Source organism: Dactylosporangium maewongense (assembly GCF_039531485.1).
In the GTDB taxonomy this organism is placed as follows: domain Bacteria; phylum Actinomycetota; class Actinomycetes; order Mycobacteriales; family Micromonosporaceae; genus Dactylosporangium; species Dactylosporangium maewongense.
Genome location: NZ_BAAAQD010000001.1, coordinates 685,873 through 703,487, shown reverse-complemented (window position 1 = coordinate 703,487; position 17,615 = coordinate 685,873). Strand labels below are relative to the sequence as shown.

The 17,615-nt window shown below is 74.4% G+C and carries 19 protein-coding genes; 14 read left to right on the top strand and 5 right to left on the bottom strand.

The window, feature by feature from the left end:
• Positions 1 to 75 precede the first annotated feature (75 nt).
• Together ABD332_RS02990 and ABD332_RS02985 are read left to right on the top strand one after the other, a co-directional pair.
• Positions 76 to 477 carry a redoxin family protein gene (locus tag ABD332_RS02990; RefSeq protein WP_344499216.1) on the top strand — a complete coding sequence of 134 codons (402 nt, stop codon included), beginning with the start codon at positions 76 to 78 and terminating at the stop codon, positions 475 to 477.
• Between the two features lie 119 nt (positions 478 to 596).
• Positions 597 to 2,117 carry a DHA2 family efflux MFS transporter permease subunit gene (locus tag ABD332_RS02985; protein WP_344499214.1) on the top strand — a complete coding sequence of 507 codons (1,521 nt, stop codon included), beginning with the start codon at positions 597 to 599 and terminating at the stop codon, positions 2,115 to 2,117.
• Between the two features lie 73 nt (positions 2,118 to 2,190).
• Here the strand turns inward: ABD332_RS02985 and ABD332_RS02980 are convergent, their stop codons facing one another.
• Complete coding sequence (locus tag ABD332_RS02980; protein WP_344499212.1) at positions 2,191 to 2,952, bottom strand: SDR family NAD(P)-dependent oxidoreductase; 762 nt, start codon at positions 2,950 to 2,952, stop codon at positions 2,191 to 2,193.
• A gap of 49 nt (positions 2,953 to 3,001) precedes the next feature.
• Here ABD332_RS02980 and ABD332_RS02975 point away from each other — a divergent pair, with 49 nt between their 5' ends.
• Together ABD332_RS02975 and ABD332_RS02970 are read left to right on the top strand one after the other, a co-directional pair.
• The gene (locus ABD332_RS02975; protein ID WP_344499210.1) at positions 3,002 to 3,322 is read left to right on the top strand and encodes a hypothetical protein; all 321 of its coding nucleotides are present in this window, start codon (positions 3,002 to 3,004) and stop codon (positions 3,320 to 3,322) included.
• 837 nt (positions 3,323 to 4,159) lie between these two features.
• A complete protein-coding gene (locus ABD332_RS02970; RefSeq protein WP_344499208.1) occupies positions 4,160 to 4,777 on the top strand; it encodes a hypothetical protein in 618 nt (205 codons plus the stop codon).
• A 64-nt stretch (positions 4,778 to 4,841) separates the two neighbouring features.
• On the opposite strand, the gene ABD332_RS02965 is transcribed toward ABD332_RS02970, so the two are convergent.
• Positions 4,842 to 6,374 carry an ankyrin repeat domain-containing protein gene (locus ABD332_RS02965; protein WP_344499206.1) on the bottom strand — a complete coding sequence of 511 codons (1,533 nt, stop codon included), beginning with the start codon at positions 6,372 to 6,374 and terminating at the stop codon, positions 4,842 to 4,844.
• A 117-nt stretch (positions 6,375 to 6,491) separates the two neighbouring features.
• Here ABD332_RS02965 and ABD332_RS02960 point away from each other — a divergent pair, with 117 nt between their 5' ends.
• From ABD332_RS02960 to ABD332_RS02935, 6 genes are all read left to right on the top strand, one after another.
• Positions 6,492 to 7,154, top strand: coding sequence for a hypothetical protein (locus ABD332_RS02960; protein WP_344499204.1), 663 nt, complete (start codon positions 6,492 to 6,494; stop codon positions 7,152 to 7,154).
• Entirely contained in the window at positions 7,151 to 8,170 is a 1,020-nt protein-coding gene (locus tag ABD332_RS02955) for a hypothetical protein (protein WP_344499202.1), read from the top strand. The genes ABD332_RS02960 and ABD332_RS02955 overlap by 4 nt, the downstream gene beginning before the upstream one ends.
• On the top strand, positions 8,155 to 8,961 hold the full coding sequence (locus tag ABD332_RS02950; RefSeq protein ID WP_344499200.1) for a hypothetical protein: 807 nt from the start codon (positions 8,155 to 8,157) through the stop codon (positions 8,959 to 8,961). The genes ABD332_RS02955 and ABD332_RS02950 overlap by 16 nt, the downstream gene beginning before the upstream one ends.
• A 10-nt stretch (positions 8,962 to 8,971) precedes the next feature.
• Entirely contained in the window at positions 8,972 to 9,478 is a 507-nt protein-coding gene (locus ABD332_RS02945; RefSeq protein ID WP_344499198.1) for a hypothetical protein, read from the top strand.
• A 69-nt stretch (positions 9,479 to 9,547) separates the two neighbouring features.
• Positions 9,548 to 11,281 (top strand): asparagine synthetase B family protein, encoded by a 1,734-nt coding sequence (locus tag ABD332_RS02940; protein ID WP_344499196.1) that lies wholly within the window; start codon positions 9,548 to 9,550, stop codon positions 11,279 to 11,281.
• Positions 11,278 to 12,621, top strand: a complete 1,344-nt coding sequence (locus tag ABD332_RS02935; RefSeq protein WP_344499194.1) for an aldehyde dehydrogenase family protein — start codon at positions 11,278 to 11,280, stop codon at positions 12,619 to 12,621. The genes ABD332_RS02940 and ABD332_RS02935 overlap by 4 nt, the downstream gene beginning before the upstream one ends.
• Here the strand turns inward: ABD332_RS02935 and ABD332_RS02930 are convergent.
• Positions 12,605 to 13,330 (bottom strand): class I SAM-dependent methyltransferase, encoded by a 726-nt coding sequence (locus ABD332_RS02930; protein WP_344499192.1) that lies wholly within the window; start codon positions 13,328 to 13,330, stop codon positions 12,605 to 12,607. The genes ABD332_RS02935 and ABD332_RS02930 overlap by 17 nt on opposite strands.
• Positions 13,331 to 13,356: 26 nt before the next feature.
• Here ABD332_RS02930 and ABD332_RS02925 point away from each other — a divergent pair, with 26 nt between their 5' ends.
• Both ABD332_RS02925 and ABD332_RS02920 read left to right on the top strand, forming a co-directional pair.
• Positions 13,357 to 13,779, top strand: coding sequence for a helix-turn-helix transcriptional regulator (locus ABD332_RS02925; RefSeq protein ID WP_344499190.1), 423 nt, complete (start codon positions 13,357 to 13,359; stop codon positions 13,777 to 13,779).
• 115 nt (positions 13,780 to 13,894) lie between these two features.
• Entirely contained in the window at positions 13,895 to 14,317 is a 423-nt protein-coding gene (locus ABD332_RS02920; RefSeq protein WP_344499188.1) for a VOC family protein, read from the top strand.
• A 921-nt stretch (positions 14,318 to 15,238) separates the two neighbouring features.
• Here the strand turns inward: ABD332_RS02920 and ABD332_RS02915 are convergent.
• The gene (locus ABD332_RS02915; protein WP_344499186.1) at positions 15,239 to 15,373 is read right to left on the bottom strand and encodes a hypothetical protein; all 135 of its coding nucleotides are present in this window, start codon (positions 15,371 to 15,373) and stop codon (positions 15,239 to 15,241) included.
• Positions 15,374 to 15,461: 88 nt separating this feature from the next.
• A complete protein-coding gene (locus tag ABD332_RS02910; protein WP_344499184.1) occupies positions 15,462 to 15,932 on the bottom strand; it encodes an ATP-binding protein in 471 nt (156 codons plus the stop codon).
• A gap of 138 nt (positions 15,933 to 16,070) precedes the next feature.
• On the opposite strand from ABD332_RS02910, the gene ABD332_RS02905 reads away from it, so the two are divergent.
• Positions 16,071 to 16,652 (top strand): DUF1275 family protein, encoded by a 582-nt coding sequence (locus tag ABD332_RS02905; protein ID WP_344499182.1) that lies wholly within the window; start codon positions 16,071 to 16,073, stop codon positions 16,650 to 16,652.
• 93 nt (positions 16,653 to 16,745) lie between these two features.
• Positions 16,746 to 17,615 (top strand): NAD(+)/NADH kinase, encoded by an 870-nt coding sequence (locus tag ABD332_RS02900; protein ID WP_344499180.1) that lies wholly within the window; start codon positions 16,746 to 16,748, stop codon positions 17,613 to 17,615.

Here is a 17,615-nt window from a genome sequence, read left to right as displayed (position 1 = left end):
GCACCTCCCGGGCCTTGACTACGCAACTCGGATACGTATCTAATTTACGTAACTCAGTTACCAATAGGAGGAGTCATGGAGCTGGCACCTGGCATCACGGTCGCGGAGCTGCGGGACGGCCGGCGGGGCGTCGCGGTGTACTTCGTGCGGGCGGCGAGCTGCGCGGTCTGCCTGCAGCACGTCAAGGAGCTGGCCGGGCTGCGGCTCGCCGACCGCGGGGTGACCCCGGTCGTCGTCGTGCCCGGCGAGGACGCGCAGGCCGACCGGGTCCGCCGGATCGCCGGCCCGGTCCGCGTGGTGGCGTCGCCGGGCGCGGAGGCGCACCACGCCGCCGGGCTGCCCCGCTCGATGCTGCTCCAGCACAGCGGCACCCTGCTCGTCGACGCCGCGGGCGAGGTCCGCTACCGGCTCGCCACGACCCTGCCGATGGGCAGCTTCGACGCGGCCGCGCTCACCGCCGCGGTCGACGCCCTGTAGCAGCACCCTGTAACGGCACCCTGGCAGGGGTGTGACGTCCCGTACAGCCGCTCAGCTCCGCCCGCGGGATCCCGATGCGCAGGGGACACCGAACTCTGACGCACCGGGGGACAGCCGACATGAGCACCACCACCGACCGCCGCGCACCCGCCGCGAGGCGCGCCGGCGCGAGACCGGGCACACCGGTACCGACGCCGCAACCGCAAACTGGTCGGTGGTGGGCGCTCGTCGTGCTCGCCATGGCGCAGCTCATGGTCGTCCTCGACGCCACGATCGTGAACATCGCGCTGCCCACCGCGCAGCGGGACCTCGGCTTCTCCGACGGCGGCCGGCAGTGGGTCGTCACCGGCTACGCGCTCGCGTTCGGCAGCCTGCTGCTGCTCGGCGGGCGGCTGTCGGACCTGTTCGGCCGCAAGCGGATGTTCCTCGTCGGCCTGGTCGGCTTCGCCCTGGCGTCCGCGCTCGGCGGCGCCGCGCAGGGCCTCACCATGCTCATCGTCGCCCGCGCGCTGCAGGGCGCGTTCGGCGCCGCGCTCGCCCCGGCCGCGCTGTCGCTGCTGTCGATCACGTTCCCCGACCCAAGGGAGCGCGGCAAGGCGTTCGGCATCTACGGCGCGATCTCCGGCGCCGGCGGTGCCGTCGGCCTGCTCCTCGGCGGCGTCCTCACCGAGTACGCGTCGTGGCGCTGGTGCCTCTACGTCAACCTCGTCATCGCCGCGCTCGCCGTCGCCGGCGGGCTGCTCAAGCTGCGCGACGAACCCGCCCGGACCCGCGGCCGCATCGACGTCCCCGGTGCGGTGACGGCCGTCGTCGGCCTGGTGTCGCTGGTGTACGGCCTGGCGAACGCCGAATCGGACGGCTGGGGCGACGCGATGACCCTCGGCCCGGTGACCGTCGGCGTGCTGGTCCTCATCGCGTTCGTCGCCATCGAACGGCGGGTCGAGCACCCGCTCCTGCCGCTGCGCGTCGTGCTGGACCGCAACCGGGGCGGCTCCTACGCCGCGGTCGGCGTCGCCGGCGCCGGCATGTTCGGCATCTTCCTCTTCCTCACCTACTACATGACGGGCGTCCTGGGCTTCACCCCGATCCAGACCGGCTGCGCGTTCCTGCCGATGCTCGCCGCCATCATGCTGTCGGCGACCACCGCCGGCTCGATCCTCACCCCGCGGGTCGGCCCGCGCCCGCTCGTCCCGCTCGGCGCCCTCACCGCCGGCGCCGGCATGCTGCTGATGACCCGGCTCGACCTGCACTCCACGTACGCCACCGGGGTGCTGCCCGGCCTGCTCGTCATCGGCCTCGGCATGGGCCTCATCTTCGCCCCGACGCAGAACGCCGCCACCTCCGGCGTCGCCCACACCGACGCCGGCGTCGCCTCCGCGATGATCAACACGACGCAGCAGATCGGCGGGTCCATCGGCACCGCGCTGCTCAGCTCGTTCGCGGCGAGCGCCGCCGGCGACTACATGGCGGGCAGGAAGCCGACGCCGCAGCTGGCCGCGCAGGCCGCCATCGAGCGCTACCACACGGTGTTCTGGTGGTCCGCCGGCTTCTTCCTCCTGTGCGCCCTCGTGTCGGCCGTCCTGTTCCGCACCGGCCCCCTCGACGTCGACCCCGACGCCCCTCGCGCCATGGCGCACTGACCGCACTCTTTTCGAGAAGCCGCTCCCTCCCGGGGCGGCTTCTCGCGTGTCATGCCGGCGGGCCCGCTGGACCTCAGCGCGGGGACGCGCCGCCGTCGATGTCCACCGTGGCGCCGGTGACGAACCCCGCCTCCGCCGAGACGAGGTAGACGGCGGCCGCGGCGACCTCGGCGGCGGTCCCGCCACGGCCCACCGGCAGCGCCGCCACGGTCGCCGCCCGCCGCTCCGGGGTGCTGAACGTGGCGTGGAAGTCGGTGTCGCCGATGTAGCCGGGCGCGAGGGCGTTGACGGTGATCCGGTCCGGCGCGAGCTCCTTCGCCAGGCCCTTGGTCAGGCCGATGACACCGGCCTTCGCGGCGGAGTACGCGACCGCGCCCGGCCCGCCGCCGTTGTGCGCCGCGAGGGACGCCATCGTGACGACCCGCCCCGCCCCGGACGCCCGTAGCGCCGGCAACGCGGCCCGCACGGTCCGGAACGTGGCGGTGAGGTTGACGTCGGTGACGCGCGCGAAGTGCTCGTCGCTCATGTCGGCGACCGCGACCCGCCCGACCAGGTGCCCGGCGTTGCAGACGAGGATGTCGAGGCCGCCGAGGTACTGCGTCGCCTCGCCCACGAACCGGTCGACCTCCGCGGTGTCGGTCACGTCGCCCCCCACCGCCAGGACCCGCCGGCCCAGCCCCGCGATCCGCTCGACGACCGCGGCGGCCCGGTCCGCGGACCGCCCGTGGTGCACCACGACGTCCGCGCCGTGCTCGGCGAGCGCCACCGCGATCGCCGCGCCGATCCCGTGCCCCGCCCCCGTGACGAGGGCCCGCCGCCCCGTGAGATCGAACATGCTGCCGCCTTCCGGTCGTGACTGGACGGCGCCTTCTACGGTGCCGCGCATGACAGAGACATTCTTCGCCCTCTTCGGGTTCACATTGTTGTTCGAGCCGCCCGCCGTCGCCGGAGTCATCGGGACGGCCCTCACACTGACGCTCCGGCGCCGGCTCGGCAAGGCGTTCTGGCCGGCGCTGCTCGGCTTCCTCGTGCTGGTGGCGCGGAAGATGGTCGAGGTGTACGTCGACTTCGCCGAACTCCGCGACGACTGGATCAGGCTGGAGTTCGCCCTGGACGCCGCCTGGTCGGCGCTGCTCACCGTCGCCTTCTTCATCGTGGCCACCCACCGCCACGCCCCCACGTCACCCCCGGACCCGACCACCTGACACCTCCACGGGAACCACCGTCCCCCGCCGGGATTCTGCACGGGTATGGATGCCGCAAGCAGCCCTGCCCCGACACGGACGGCAACGCCGGCCGGCCCACCACCACCGACGCCGACGCAGGTGGCAACGCCGGCCGGCACACAGCCGCTGACGCCGACACGGACAGCGACGCCGACCCGCACACAGCCGCCGAGAGCGACGCCGACCCGGACGCGGGTGACAGCGCCGGCCGGCACACAGCCGCCAAGACCGACACCCACCGCCACGCCGACCGGCACACAGCCGCCAGGACCGACGCAGACGCCGGCACGGACGGCGGCGCGGGCCGGCGCGCTGCCGCCGAGACCGACGCGGACGCGGATGCGGGTGACAGCCCCGGCCGGCACACAGCCGCTGAGACCGACACCGACAGCAACGCGGGACGGCACACTGCCGCCAGGACCGACGCGGACGGCGGGGCGGACGCGGGTCACAGCGCCGGCCAGCGCACAACCGCTGAGACCGACGCGGACGGCAGCGCAGACGGCAGGGCCGACCCGGACACGGACGCGTGTCACAGCGCCAGCCGGCACACAGCCGCTGAGACCGACACCCACTGCCACGCCGGCCGGCACACTGACGCCAGGACCGACGCAGACGGCGGGGCCGACGGCGGGGCGGACGCGGGTCACAGCGCCAGCCGGCACACAACCGCTGAGACCGACGCGGACGGCGGCGCGGACGGCAGGGCCGACGCCGACACGGACGCGGGTCACAGCGCCGGCCGGCACACAACCGCTGAGACCGACAGCGACGCTGACCGGCACACTGCCGCCGGGACCGACGCGGACGGCGGCGGTGGCCGGCGCGCTGCCGCTGCGGTGGGTGCGGGTGGTGACGCTGGGCGGCGTGCTGCTGCTGTCGGCGTGCACCACCGCACCGGTGCCGGATCCGTGGCCGGCGCCGACCGCTTCCGTGGCACCGGCGTCCGTCTCCACGGCGCTGCCGCCCGTCTCCGCAGCGCCCGCGTCCGTCTCCGTGGCGCCGGTGGCCCAGCGGGACTGCGCGAGCCTGGTCAGCGTCGGGCTGGGCGGCGACGCGTGGCGCGCGGCGCCCGTGGCGGGGCCGGCCGCGTTCGGGGCGCTCGACTACCTCTGGGGCGACCGGGCCGCCTTCGCGGAACGGACCCCGGACGCGCAGGGCTGGCGCCGGTTCAAGGTGGCGCTGCGGCTGCGCGGCGGCACACCCGCGACGGTCACCGTGCCGGCCGCGCGGCGTGCGGTCGCCGCCCTCACCTACCGCAACGGCCTCGACGACACCGTCTCCTTCGCCGCCTGCGGCGCCGCGTCGGACCCGCCCACGAGCGAGTTCGCCGGCGGCTTCGCGGTGCGGGAGGCGGTCTGCCTGCCGGTCGAGGTCACCTGGCCAGGCGGCACGGCCCGGGTCGTGCTCGACTTCGGCGTGGGCAGCTGCTGAGCCACAACGGCCCGCCGGTGGGGCGGACCCGGTGCGCGTAATCGATCCCCGTCATGCCCAGAACCTACCGCGGGGGTACGACAGAAAACCCGGTCAGGAGGCGGGCCACCTCCGGCGTCGGCGCGGCGTCCACCGGGGTCTGGCCGGCGTGGTCCGCGGCGGCGGGGTCGGCGCCTGCGGCGAGGAGCGCCCGGAGGAGGGTCGGCGACGCGCCGCGGCGGACCGCGAAGTGCAGCGGCGTGCGGCCCAGCCGGTCGCGGGCGCCGGCGTCGAGGCCGGCGGCCAGGAGCCGGTCCAGGACCCGCAGCCGCGCGCCGGCGGGGAACAGCCACGGCAGCAGGTGCACGAGGGTCCGGCCGTGCGCGTCCAGCAGCCTCGGGTCCAGGCCCTCGTCCAGAAGCGCCTCGACCGCGGTCGCCTCGCCGTGCATGACGTACGCCAGCAGCTGTGACCGCAGCTTCAGCAGCGGCGTCGGCAGCCAGCCCCCGCCGGTCCGCCAACCGCGGACGGCGACCGCGCAGCCCGGCTCGACCCGGCCCGCGAGGGCCTGCAGGGCCAGCTCGCGGGTCAGCTCCTCCGGCGGGTGCGGCACGTGCAGCGTCCCGTCGCGGACGGCGACCTGATGCCACGTGCCGCCGCAGCTGAGCTCCACCGGCCCGGGCAGCCGCGGAGGCGCCGGCATCGTCGGAGCGCCGCGGGCCGACAAAAGCGTGCCGCGGGCCGGGAAGAGCGCCGCGCCGACGAGCGGGTGCAGCTGCGCCGGGTCGAGCTCGCCGCCGCGCAGCTCGTCGAGGACGGCCGGCCAGTGCTGGGCGGCGCGGGGCAGCGCGGGCACGCCCGCCGGCGGGCCGCTGTGGGTGGGCACGACCCGCACGCGGGGGCGGGGCCCGTCGAGACGGTCGAGCAGCATCCCGAGGAACGACGGCATCGGCGCCAGGACGACGTCGGCGCCGGTGCTCTCCGCCAGGTGGCGGGCCCGTTCGGCGAGCATCGTGAGCCCGGGCCGGTAGTGCCGCAGCAGGTGCTCGGGCGCGTCGACGTCGAACCCGGCCTCGTCCCACGCCTCCGCGACCCGCCCCTTCGCGAGCAGCTGCGTGGCGCGTTCGGAGCGGCCCTCGTGGTCGTCGCGGCCGAGCTCCACCACGGGCAGCGGGGTCCCGGCGGCGTTGAAGAACGGCAGCCGGGTGCGGCCGCCGCAGCGGGCCAGCAGCTCGGTGGTGTGGCGGTCGTCCCAGCGTTCCCGGTTCAGGTGCAGGCCCTGCTCGACGTGCCCGGCGGCGACCGGCTCGGCGCGCAGCCGCAGCCGCTGCGGCTGGTCGGTCACGTCCGGGCCGTGCACGGTCAGGCCGACGCCGCCCTCGTACAGGGCGAGCGGCGTCACCGCTCGGGCGCCGTTGAGCGGCTCGGGCCTGAGCGGCAGGTGCCAGCGCAGCAGGTCCGGCACCAGGTGGGCGAGGTCGTCGGCGACCCGCCCGGCGACGTCCGCGCCGTGCCGGGCGGCGACGGCCGCCAGGTCCAGCTCGACGGCGACGTTCGCCACCGCGCAGGCGCCGCGCCAGTCACCCGCGAGGCGCAGCCGCGTGGCCTCTTCGATCATGTCCGCCGGCACCCCGTAGCGCCGCACAGGCAACCCCCGTTCACGTGAGTGGCATCCCCCGGTCACCGGCCGGACAGCTTAGTGCGCGGGGTGTTCGCGTTTCGTACAGTGCCCAGTGTGAAGGGCTCAGTGAACGGCGACGGCGGACTCCCGGCCGGGGTCGAGGTGTACTCGCTGACGGCCGACGGCACGGCGCTGCTGACGTCCCGGACGGGCCGCGGCGACCTGCTCGACCCGGCCGAGCTGCTGCCGTTCATCGACAGCGGGCAGCACGCCCGGTATCTGATCGGCGACGCGCTGACGTCGCCGGAGCGGCCGAGCAACGCGACCTACAAGCTGGGCCTGATGCGGGGGCACAGCGCGTTCACACCGCACGCGCACGGCGGGGAGCACTTCGTGCTGAGCCTCGGCTACGCGGCGTGCGGGCTCTACGACGACGAGCGGCAGGAGGCGGTGACGGTGCGGCTGACGCCGGGCGTCATGCTCCGCATCCCGGCGCTGCTGCCGCACTCGTTCATCAACCGGGGCGACGGCCGGCTGCTGATCCTCGCCGCCAACACCGGCTTCGGCATCGACCACGAGGACTACGCGATCACCGCCGAGGAGGCGGAGCGCCGCGCGACCGCGGAGCCGCCGCACCACAGCGAGCTGGACTATCCGGCCCTCGCCAAGGCGCTGCGCGCCGTCGGCGAGGCGCCGTCACCGGGTGGGATGACCTTGCGGGAGCGGGCGGCCCGGGCCGCCCGCCGTCTCGCCGTGCGTCTGGAGGGACCGGCATGATCTGCCCGCACTGCACCGCCAACCTGAAGCGCACCGAACGCACCGGCAAGACGTGCGGCAAGTGCCGGAAGTCGTTCGTGTTCGACCCGAAGGACAACCCGCTCGCGCTGCACGACGTGAAGGTGCGCCGGCTCACCGGGAAGCTCAGCGAGGACAACCACTGGTACACGGTGACGCAGCTCTGGTACGCGGCCGCCCGCAAGACCAACAAGGCCGCCACCGACGGCACCGCCGGCTGCGGCGTGGTCGTGCCGCTGCTGCTCGGCGCCGTCCTGCTCGCCGTCGGCGTCTTCGGTGACGTGCTGCCGCTCGCGATCGTCGGCGGGGCGCTGCTCACCATCGGTATCGTGATCGTCGTGCTGCGGCTGGTCGGCGTCTTCAAGCGCGAGGTCGCCGTGAAGATGCCGCTGGACCAGTTTCGCAAGGAGATCCTCGGCGGCTGGAGCCGGATCTACCTGAAGCCGCCCGGCGGGATCATCGACGAGGCGCACGTGCGGCCCGGGCCGCCGCCGCAGCAGCCGGCGTTCGCGATCCTGTCCCCGGACCCGTCCGTGCTCGCCTGCCTGCGCGTCAACGAGGTCGAGCGCTACTTCAACGCCGCGCTCGCCGCGAACGTGGCTGCGCTGCCGCCGTCGGTCCCGGTCGCGGTGCTGCGCGACGCGAGCCTCGACGGTGAGGTGTTCCTCGCGACCACCCGCCACGAGCTGCGCGGCCGGCGGGTCGTCGACCTGGGCCTGCGGCCGCGGACCGTGCTCGCGACGAAGGACCCGTTCAAGCTGCGCACGAAGGCCCGGCAGCCGGAGCGGGTCGCGTGGCTGAAGGCGCAGACGGACCTCACGCCGAAGGAGCTGGGCTGGCTCGGCGAGGGCTGGTCGTCGCCGGTCGCGGCGCTGCGCCCGGCGCAGCTGCTGGCCCGGGTCAAGAAGGTCGCCGAGCACCTGCGCACGTCCACCGGGCCCGACCGTGACGAGAAGGCCGCGATGGCGGTCGGCTTCATGACGTGGCCGGGCGAGTGAGCGCCGTCGACCGGGCGCTGGCGTCGGCGGCGGTGCGGGCCGGGGCGCCGGGACGGATCCGGTTCACCCGCCGGCAGCTGTACTACGAGGTGTGCCGGGGGCTGCTGCCACTGCACCGGCTGCCGCGCCGGCTGCGGTTCACGCTGCCCGCGCCCGTCGGCTACGCCCGGTTCGTCGCGGCGCTGGACCGGCACGGCCCCGTCCCGGGTCTCCTGGACGATCCCGCCGGGCGGACGGCCGTGCCCGGCGACGACGTGCCCGACCTGTACGACTACGGCCTCCCCCGGCTCCTCGTCTGCCAGGACGCGGCGATCGCCGGGATGCTGCTCGCCAACGAGCTGCACATGGAGTCGGCGTGCCCGGTGTTCGCGGAGCGGGACCTGCCGCTCGACCCGCGCCTGACCGACGCGCTGCGGCGTACCGGCGACGCGGCCGTCTTCGTCCTGCACGACGCGAGCGCCGCCGGGTACGCGACCGTCGACACCGTCCGCGAGTGGGCCGGCGCGCTGCGCGTCCACCCGCTGGGGCTGCGACCGGTGCACGCCGCGGCGCTGCACCTGACCACCGGCCCGCGCGCCACCGCCGTGGACCTGGACGCGCCGGCGGGGCTGGAGCCGTGGGAGGTGCGCCGGCTGCGGGCCGGGCACACCGTCGAGGTCGCCGCCGTCAACCCGGCCCGCCTGCTGCGCACCGTGCACCGCCTGGTCCGGGGGCAGTCCCGGACGCGCCGCCGATCCGCCCGCCTCCGGCAGCTGCAGGCCGCGGGCTTCATGACCTGGCCCGCCGCATGACAGGAGAGCTGTGAGCCACTACCGGGAGATCCAGTTCACCGACGAGCTGCTCAGCGACCGCAGCGTCCATCGCCGCTTCGCCGACGGCCGGGAGGAGTGGCGCCGCCGCGCCGGCGACCACTACGTGCAGTGGCAGGACAACTCCGGCCGCAGCGGCATCGACGAGATCCTCGGCAACCGCATCATCAAGCGCACCTACAGCACCGGCCAGGTCGTGTACGGCCGCGACCAGGGCTACGGCCGCACCGCCTGGGGCGACGGCACGCTGACGGTGAACCGCACCTCGTTCGGCGGCCGCACCGGGGCGATCCTCGCCGCGGTCGGCGCCGGCGCGCTGCTCGGCGCGGTCGTCGCGCCGCCGCTGATGATGTCGCCGATCGAGGAGGAGGAGCTGCGCCGCCAGGCCCAGCAGCAACAGCAGTCCTCCTCCGGCGACGGCGGCGACGACGGGGGCGACTCCGGCAGCTGGTCCGACGACCACGACGGCGACAGCGGCTCCGACGACGACTTCGGCTGAGCCGCGGAAGGCTGAGCCGCAGGAAGCTGAGCCGCAGGAACAGCAACAGGGAACGGACAGGAGGACCCCGTGGCACGCATCGCGGCGACACTCGGTGACCCGCAGGCGCTGACCGGGCTCGGCGCCCGGCCGGTCGCCTCGGCGGGGCCGGTCACGCTCGGCATCGTCGACGGCGAGCCGGGGTTCGCGGAGGGGCCGTTCGCCGCCGGTGACCTGCGCGCCGTCGGCGAGGTCGTCCTGCACAACCGGGCCGAGCTGCTCGCCGCCCTCGCGAAGGCCGGCGACCCCGCACCGCCGGAGACCCCCGACGGTGCGCTGCTGCTGCGGGTGTACGCCCGGCTCGGCGCCGCCGGCGTCCGCGCGGCCGACGGCATGTTCGTCCTGGTCGTCGCCGACGGGACCGACCTCGTCGTCGTCCGCGACCACGTCGGGGCGCGGACCGCCTTCCACGCCCGGTCCGGGTCCGGCACCTGGGCCGTGTCGACGTCGTTGCGGGCGCTGCGGCACTGGCCGGACCTCGGCACCGGGCTCAACCTCGCCGCCGTGCGGTCGTTCCTCACGTTCGCATACCTGCCCGGCGACGAGACGCTCCTGCGCGGCGTCCACGAGGTGCTCCCCGGCCGGATCGTGCGGCTGCGCGGCGGAGCCGGCCACGAGGGCACCGTCCGGGAGGAGGTGTTCTGGGAGGCGACCGAGGCGATCGACGAGACGGTCACCGCCGACGGGCACGCCGCGACGCTGCGGGCGCTGCTGGAGCGGGCGACGAGCCTGCGCCTGCCGCAGGCCGAACCCGCCGCGGTCCTGCTGTCCGGCGGCGTCGACAGCAGCCTCGTCACCGCGCTCGCGGCGAAGCTGCACGACCAGGAGGTCCGCACGTACAGCATCAGCTTCGGTCATGAGCTGCCGAACGAGCTGGCGTACTCGGGGCTCGTCGCCGCCCACTGCAACACCCGCCACCAGATCCTCAGCGTCTCCGGCGAGGCGGTCGCGGCGCGGCTCGCGGACACGGTCGCGCTGCTGGACAGCCCCGTCGGCGACCCGCTGACCGTGCCCAACCTGATGCTCGCCGAGGCGGTCGCCGACGACGGGATGCGGGTCGTGCTCAACGGCGAGGGCGGCGACCCGGTCTTCGGCGGCCCGAAGAACCTGCCGATGCTGCTGTACGAGTTGCACCGCGACGACCCGTCCCCGGACGCGCGGCCGCTGGCGTACCTGCGCTCCTACCGCAAGTGCTACGGCGACCTGCCGGCGCTGCTGACCGCGGACACGCTGCGCGCCCTGGACGGCGAGCCCGGGCCGGAGCGCTTCGTCGCGCCGTACCTGTCCCCCGGCACGATGCGCTCCCACCTGAACCGGCTGCTGCACTGCAACCTGCGCACCAAGGGCGCCCACCACATCCTCACGAAGGTCGAGCGGCTCACCGCCGCGCGCGGGTTGCAGGGGCGCGCGCCGCTGTTCGACCGCCAGGTGATCGACCACGCGTTCACGGTCCCGCCGAGGTTGAAGCTCGCCGGTACCGACGAGAAATGGATCCTGAAAGAGGCGGTCCGGGACCTGCTGCCGGCGACCATCATCGACCGCCCCAAGAGCGGCATGCGGGTGCCGGTCCAGCAGTGGCTGAGCGGGCCGCTGAAGGAACTCGCCGACGACGTGCTGCTCGGCAGCCGCACCAGCGGCCTGTTCGACCCCGTCACGATCCGCGCCTGGCTGCGCGGCGAGGGTGCGCTGCTGCCCCGCCAGGGCGGCAAGGTGTGGCTGGTGCTCACGCTCGAGCTCTGGCTGCGTGCCTACGATGTCGTGTGAACTTCGTTGACCTTCCCGACCCGCGCACCGGCCACATCCGCAGCCGCTTGGACTGCGGTGGCCCCGCCGAGGTGTCGGCGGCCGTCGCCGCCGCCCGCGCCGCCCTGCCCGCCTGGGCCGGACTGACCGCGAAGGAGCGCTCGCACCGGCTCCTCGCGCTGGTCGCGCTCATCGAGCAGCACCTCGACGCGTACGTCGCGGCCGAGGTCGCGGGCACCGGGAAGCCGACCGCGGACGCCCGGGCGGAGGTGCTGAACGCCGCCGACGTGCTGCGCTTCTACGCCGGCGCGGTCCGCGCCGACCTCACCCCGGCCGCCGGGCACCGCCTCCCCGGCCGGGAGAGCTGGGTGCGGTGGGAGCCGCTCGGAGTCGTGGCGGCGATCGTACCGTGGAACTATCCGCTGCTCATGGCGGCGTGGCGGCTCGGTCCGGCGCTCGCCGCGGGCAACACCGTCGTGCTGAAGCCGGCCGAGACCACCCCCGACACCGCGGTGCTGCTCGCCTCGCACGCGGCTTCGACGCTCGGCGCGGGCGTGCTGGTCGCGCTGCCCGGCGACCGCGACACCGGGCGGCTGCTCGTCGGCGCCGACGTCGACGCGGTCGCCTTCACCGGCAGCCAGGCCGGCGGGCTCGACGTCGTCGCCCGGGCCGGGCTGCGCCGGGTCAGCCTGGAGCTCGGCGGCAACTGCGCCGCCGTCGTCCTGCCCGACGCGCCCTCCTTCACCTACGACGAGCTGGTCGGCGCGTGCACGTACAACGCCGGGCAGAGCTGCGCCGCCCCGGCCCGCGTCATCACGCTGCGCTCCCACCTGGACGAGGTCGTCGACGGGCTCGCCGCCGCCATGCTCGCCCGCCGCGCCGGCCCCGACTTCGGGCCGCTGAACAACGCCGCCCAGCTCGCCCGCTTCGACGCGATCGTCTCCTCGTCCGCGGCCGGTGTGCGCCGCTCCGGCGCCCTGGCGGTCGGCTCCGGCGAGACCGACGGGTTCTGGCGGGCCGGCCTGATCCTCGCCGACCTACCGCCGGACGACCCGGCGGTCACGCAGGAGATGTTCGGGCCGGCGCTGACGGTACAGGCGGCGGACGACCTCGACGGCGTGGTCGCCCTCGCCAACTCCGTGCCGCAGGCCCTCGCCGCCAGCGTATGGGGCACCGCGGTCGGTCCGTCGCTGCGGGTCGCCGGCCTGCTGGACTGCGGCGAGGTGTGGGTGAACTGTCACCTGGAGCAGACCGCGGAGCTGCCACACGGGGGCCGGCGCGGCTCCGGGCACGGCACCGACCTGAGCGTCCTGGCGCTCGCGGAGTACCAGCGCCCGAAGACCGTCACCGTGCGGCTATGAACACGTACTCCAGGCCGGGCCGGTCTGGCGCGTCGCGCACGTCCAGGACCGTGAACCCGGCGTCGTCGAGCGACCTCGTGACCTCCTCCCGGTCGCGGAAGCGGAGCGTGGAGTCGGAGTGCACCGTTTCGCCGTTCTGGAAGGTGTACGTGTAGCGGAACGACACGAACGGCGGCCGGACCTCGGTCACGGCCCTGCGTTCCTCCACGACGCCGACCCCGGGCACGTCACGTGTGTGCGGCCCGGGGTCCCGCGCCCAGCCCTCCCAGGCGCGGCGCTCGGGGCGCCGGGTCTCGAACACCAGCACACCGCCGGGCCGCAGGGCGTCGTGGATGCCGCGCAGGGTCGCGGCCCAGTCCCGGTCCTCCAGGAACACCTGGGCGACGTTGCCGGTCATCGTGGCCAGGTCGGCCTTCGGCGTGTCTTTTGGGATGGTGGTCGCGTCGCCGAGGATCCAGGTGATGCCGGGTGTCGTTGTCTTGGCCTGCGCCACCTCCAGTGATGCTTGCGCCGGATCGACCGCCGTCACCTGCTTGCCGCGCGCCGCCAGCAGGTGCGGGAGGCTGCCCGTTCCGCAGCCGATGTCGAGGACATGAGCGGCCTGGAACTCCTCGACGATGCCCAGGTACAGGCCGAGATCGGAGCGGTCGCCGTCGAACGCGTCGTAGATCGCGGCGAGGCGCGGATGGGTGAAGATGGCGTCGGGCACCCCCGCACTGTGGCACGATTCCGGGCGTGACCGGCAGACCCCCATCGCCGCAGCAGCTCAGCGACCTGGTCCGGCTGCGCCGCGTCCGCGACCGCATCGACCGGGACTACGCGCAGCCGCTGGACGTGGAGGCCCTCGCCCGCGGCGTCCACATGTCGGCGGGCCACCTCAGCCGCGAGTTCCGCGCCGCGTACGGCGAGTCGCCGTACAGCTACCTGATGACCCGCCGGATCGAACGCGCGATGTCGATGCTGCGCCGCGGCGACCTCAGCGTCACCGAGGTGTGTTTCGCCGTCGGCTGCTCGTCGCTGGGCACGTTCAGCACCCGGTTCACCGAGCTGGTCGGGATGCCGCCGAGCGCCTACCGGGCCCGCGCCGCTTCGACCACGGACGGCATGTCCCCGTGCGTCGCGAAGCAGGCGACCCGTCCGGTCCGCCATCCTTCTTGATTCCCGACCTTGATTCCCGGCCTTGATTCCCGGCCAGGGCCGCCGCTCCGGCGGTCTCGCATCTGGTCAGGAATCAAGAAGCAGACGCATCCCGTTCTCACATAGCGTGACCGGCATGGACATCGTCATTCACTCATCGTTCCTGCCGCACACCGACCCGGACGCGTCCCTGACATTCTACCGCGACGTCCTCGGCTTCGAGGTCCGCGGCGACACCGGCTACGAGGGCATGCGCTGGATCACCGTCGGCCCCGCCGGCCAGCCCGGCACGTCGCTCGTCCTGGAGCCCGTCGCGGTCCCCGGCAGCGGCGTCACCGACGACGAGCGCCGCACCATCACCGAGATGATGGCCAAGGGCACGTACTCCGGCGTGAACCTCGCCACCGACGACCTCGACAGCCTGTTCGAACGCCTCCAGAAGCACGACGCCGACATCGTCCAGGAGCCGACCGACCAGCACTGGGGCGTCCGCGACTGCGCCGTCCGCGACCCCGCCGGCAACCTCATCCGCATCCAGCAACTGAGCCACCCCGCCTGACCCGCTACTCTTACACTTGGTGACGCTGGTGCTACGCCTGCGAAGATCAATTAGGTGGTATGCGTTACGGTGCTTAGTGAAGCGGTCGGCGCCGCTCCGGTAGCGCCATCCACCAACGCCTAGACGTGCCACCACCCACCCCCGACCCGTGACCGCCGCCGACGTGCCGCCCGCCCTCGCGCATCACGCGCGCGTCCAGCAGCGGGGCTGCATCCCACGTCCCGCAGTGGGGCAACACCAGCCCCGCGTCTGGACTATCCGCAGCACCTCCGGGCTACTCGCGGACCTCGTCACGGCTCGTCGCGGGCACGGTCGGACGGCGGCATACGGTACGTCGCGGGCACGGTCGGACGGCGGCATACGGTGCGGGATCCGTCTCGTGCTGGCCAACGAGCACGGGGCGCCCGCCGCCGGCCGTGCGCGTGATGCGCGGGGCCGGTGACACGGAGCGATGCGTGGGGCCGGTGACACAGAGCGATGCGTGGGGCCGGTGACACGGAGCGCGAATCGGGTCGCGGGCACTTCCGGGCGGCGGGCCGCGTCGGCGGCGGTCACGGGTCGGGGCCGGCGTGGCACAGCCGGGCGGATCGGACCCGGCCTGACGCGGCTGGATCTGGGTGGTGAACAGCATGCGGCTGGGTCTAGTTGGTCAGCAGCACCGCTGACCTCGCGCCGATGGTCCACCGCCGGGGTGGCCACAGCCTGGAGGATCAGGCCGCCGCGGCAGCCAGGGCGCCCGGCGCGGCGCGGCCGAGCCGGGTGGTCAGTCAGCGGCGTTGCCAGATCTTGGTGTCAGCGGTCCAGCCCCGGGGCGTTGCCAGATCTTGGCGTCAGTGGTCCGGCGCCGGGCGGTCCCGGTCTGGAGGATCAGGCTGTCCACGGCGGCCCGGGTGCCCGGCGCGACGCGGCCGATCTGGGTGCTCAGCGGCGTTGCCGGACCTCAGCGCCGGCGGTCCACCACAGCGTGGTCGCGACCTGGAGGATCAGGCCGTCCGCGGCGGCCCGGGTGCCCGGCGCGACGTGGCTGAGCAGGGCGGGCCCGGCATTGCTTGGCACGCCGGCGAGCGGGGGGTGGGGCCGGGGTGGCGCGGCTGGGGCGGGGTGGCGCGGCTAGGGCGGGGTGGCGCGGCTAGGGCGGGGTTGGTCAGCGGCGTTGCCAGATCTCGGCGTCGGCGGTCCAGCGCAGGGTGGTCACGGTTCGGAGGATCAGGCCGCCGGCGGTGGCTGGGGTGAGGTACAGCTCGTCGGCGAGGGCGCGGATGATGTGCAGGCCGCGGCCGTGCTCGTCGAGGACCGCGAAGTCGGTGGCGGCGAGCTCGGTTGTGGTCATCTCCGTGGCGAGGACGAGGCGGCCCGGGTCGATGACGGAGCCGTCGTTCACGACGTGGATCACGCAGCGGACGTCGGTGACCTCGATGCTGATCTCGTAGTCGTCGATGTCGCGGGCGTGCTCGATGACGTTGGCGCAGGCCTCGGTGAGGATCAGGCCGATGTCGTCGCGGCAGGTGGGTTCGACGCCGAGGGTCCGCAGCGCCTGGTCGAGCAGGCGGCGGGCCATGGGCACCGTCGCGGCGTCCCGCGGGAGATGCAGTGCGAGTCGCAGCGCGATCGACACGTGGTTGTCGCCTCCTTCCGAGTGGTCGTTCCCAGCGACCGTACCCTCAGCACCACAGGTTTCATGTTTGTCACACAGCAAGAATCCTCACCCGGTGCGGGTGAGGGTGGGTCGCGCGGATCTGGGAACGGGTCGGCAATGCGGCGAACACAGTGGTTGCTGGCCCTCTCGGTCGGGTACGTCGACGGCATCTGCCTGCTGTTTCTCGGCGGTGTGTTCGGTGGCGTCGTGGCCGGCAACCTGGTCGTCCTGGGCGTGGCGGGGGTGCAGCGGCTGCCGGAGACGGCGCTTCGGGCGGGGCTGTCCGTGGCCGTGTACGGCGGGACCGCGCTGCTCGCCCGGCGGGTCGCCCCGAGCCGCTGCCTCGTCGGCGCGCTGCTCGCGCTCTGCACGCTCTGCGGCGGCTGGATGATCGCCGCGCACGACCCACGCGGCCTCACCCAGCTGCCGCTGCTCGCCCTCGCCGCCATCGCCGCGGCCCTGCAGCACACCGCGACCCGCGAGCCCGGGGACACCCCGGTGGTGGCCGTCCAGCAGCTGCTGCCCCTCGGCTGCATCCCGGTCGGGGCGGTGGGAGCCGGGCTGCTGCTGGAGCACGTACCGTGGATCGGCCCGCTACCGGCCGTGCTGCTCGTCGCCGCCGCCCTCGTGGTGGGGTCGCTGCGGACCCGGACGGAGACGACCGCACCCGCCGCGCATCGCGAGCCCGCCAGGCTCTGACCGCCGCACCCCGCCGCGCATCGCGAGCCCGCCCCGCCGCACCCGCCAGGCGTCGCGAGCCCGCCAGGCTGTGACCGGCCGTACAGTTGCGGCATGGGCATGGTGCACACGGTCGGGCTGGTCCTGCACCCCCGCCGCGACTCGAAGCCGGCGATCGACGCCATCATCGACTGGGCGAAGACCCGCGAGGCGACGGTCCTCGGGCTGCCCGACGAGGTCGACCGCATCGACTGCACCGCCGTCGCGGTCGACGCCGACGAGCTGGTCAGCCGGGCGTCGCTGGTCGTGAGCCTCGGCGGCGACGGCACGATGCTGCGCAGCATGCGGCTGCTGTCCGGTAAGCCGACGCCGGTGCTGGGGGTCAACCTGGGGCGGCTCGGGTTCCTCGCGGAGGTCGCCGTCGAGGACCTGCCGGCGGCGCTGAGCTCGATCGACGCCCACCGGTACACCGTGGAGCCGCGCATGGCGATCCGCACCCGGCTGCCCGACGGCACGGACGTCACCGCCTTCAACGACATCGCGCTGGTGCGGGTGCCGGGGCAGGGCCTCGCCGCGGTCGGCATCTCGATGCAGGGCTACCCGTTCGTGCGGTACTCCGCGGACGCGCTCATCGTCGCCACGCCGACCGGGTCGACCGCTTACAGCTTCTCCGCCGGCGGGCCGATCGTCTCGCCCAACGTCGAGGGCATCCTGGTCGTGCCGGCGGCGGCGCACTCCGCGTTCAACCGGGCGATGGTCCTCTCGCCCGACGAGGACCTCGACCTGGAGCTGCTGCCGACCAGCGGCCGGCTGGTGGTGGAGGTCGACGGCATCCTCGGCGGCGAGCTGCAGGCCGGCGACATGCTCACGGTGTCGGCGGTCCCGTCCGCGGCGAAGGTGGTGCGCCTCGGGTACACCACGTTCTACGAACGGGCCCGCCGCAAGCTGCGGGTCAACGGCAGCCTGGAGGTGGAGGAGCCGTAG

Coding starts and splice junctions, on each gene's coding strand:
- ABD332_RS02965 (WP_344499206.1), bottom strand. CDS start 6,374: ATGATCGAAGAGGCCACGCGGCTGCGCCTCGCGGGTGACTGGCGCGGC.
- ABD332_RS02975 (WP_344499210.1), top strand. CDS start 3,002: ATGACAGAGACATTCTTCGCCCTCTTCGGGTTCACATTGTTGTTCGAG.
- ABD332_RS02985 (WP_344499214.1), top strand. CDS start 597: ATGAGCACCACCACCGACCGCCGCGCACCCGCCGCGAGGCGCGCCGGC.
- ABD332_RS02990 (WP_344499216.1), top strand. CDS start 76: ATGGAGCTGGCACCTGGCATCACGGTCGCGGAGCTGCGGGACGGCCGG.
- ABD332_RS02980 (WP_344499212.1), bottom strand. CDS start 2,952: ATGTTCGATCTCACGGGGCGGCGGGCCCTCGTCACGGGGGCGGGGCAC.
- ABD332_RS02900 (WP_344499180.1), top strand. CDS start 16,746: ATGGGCATGGTGCACACGGTCGGGCTGGTCCTGCACCCCCGCCGCGAC.
- ABD332_RS02955 (WP_344499202.1), top strand. CDS start 7,151: ATGATCTGCCCGCACTGCACCGCCAACCTGAAGCGCACCGAACGCACC.
- ABD332_RS02905 (WP_344499182.1), top strand. CDS start 16,071: ATGCGGCGAACACAGTGGTTGCTGGCCCTCTCGGTCGGGTACGTCGAC.
- ABD332_RS02920 (WP_344499188.1), top strand. CDS start 13,895: ATGGACATCGTCATTCACTCATCGTTCCTGCCGCACACCGACCCGGAC.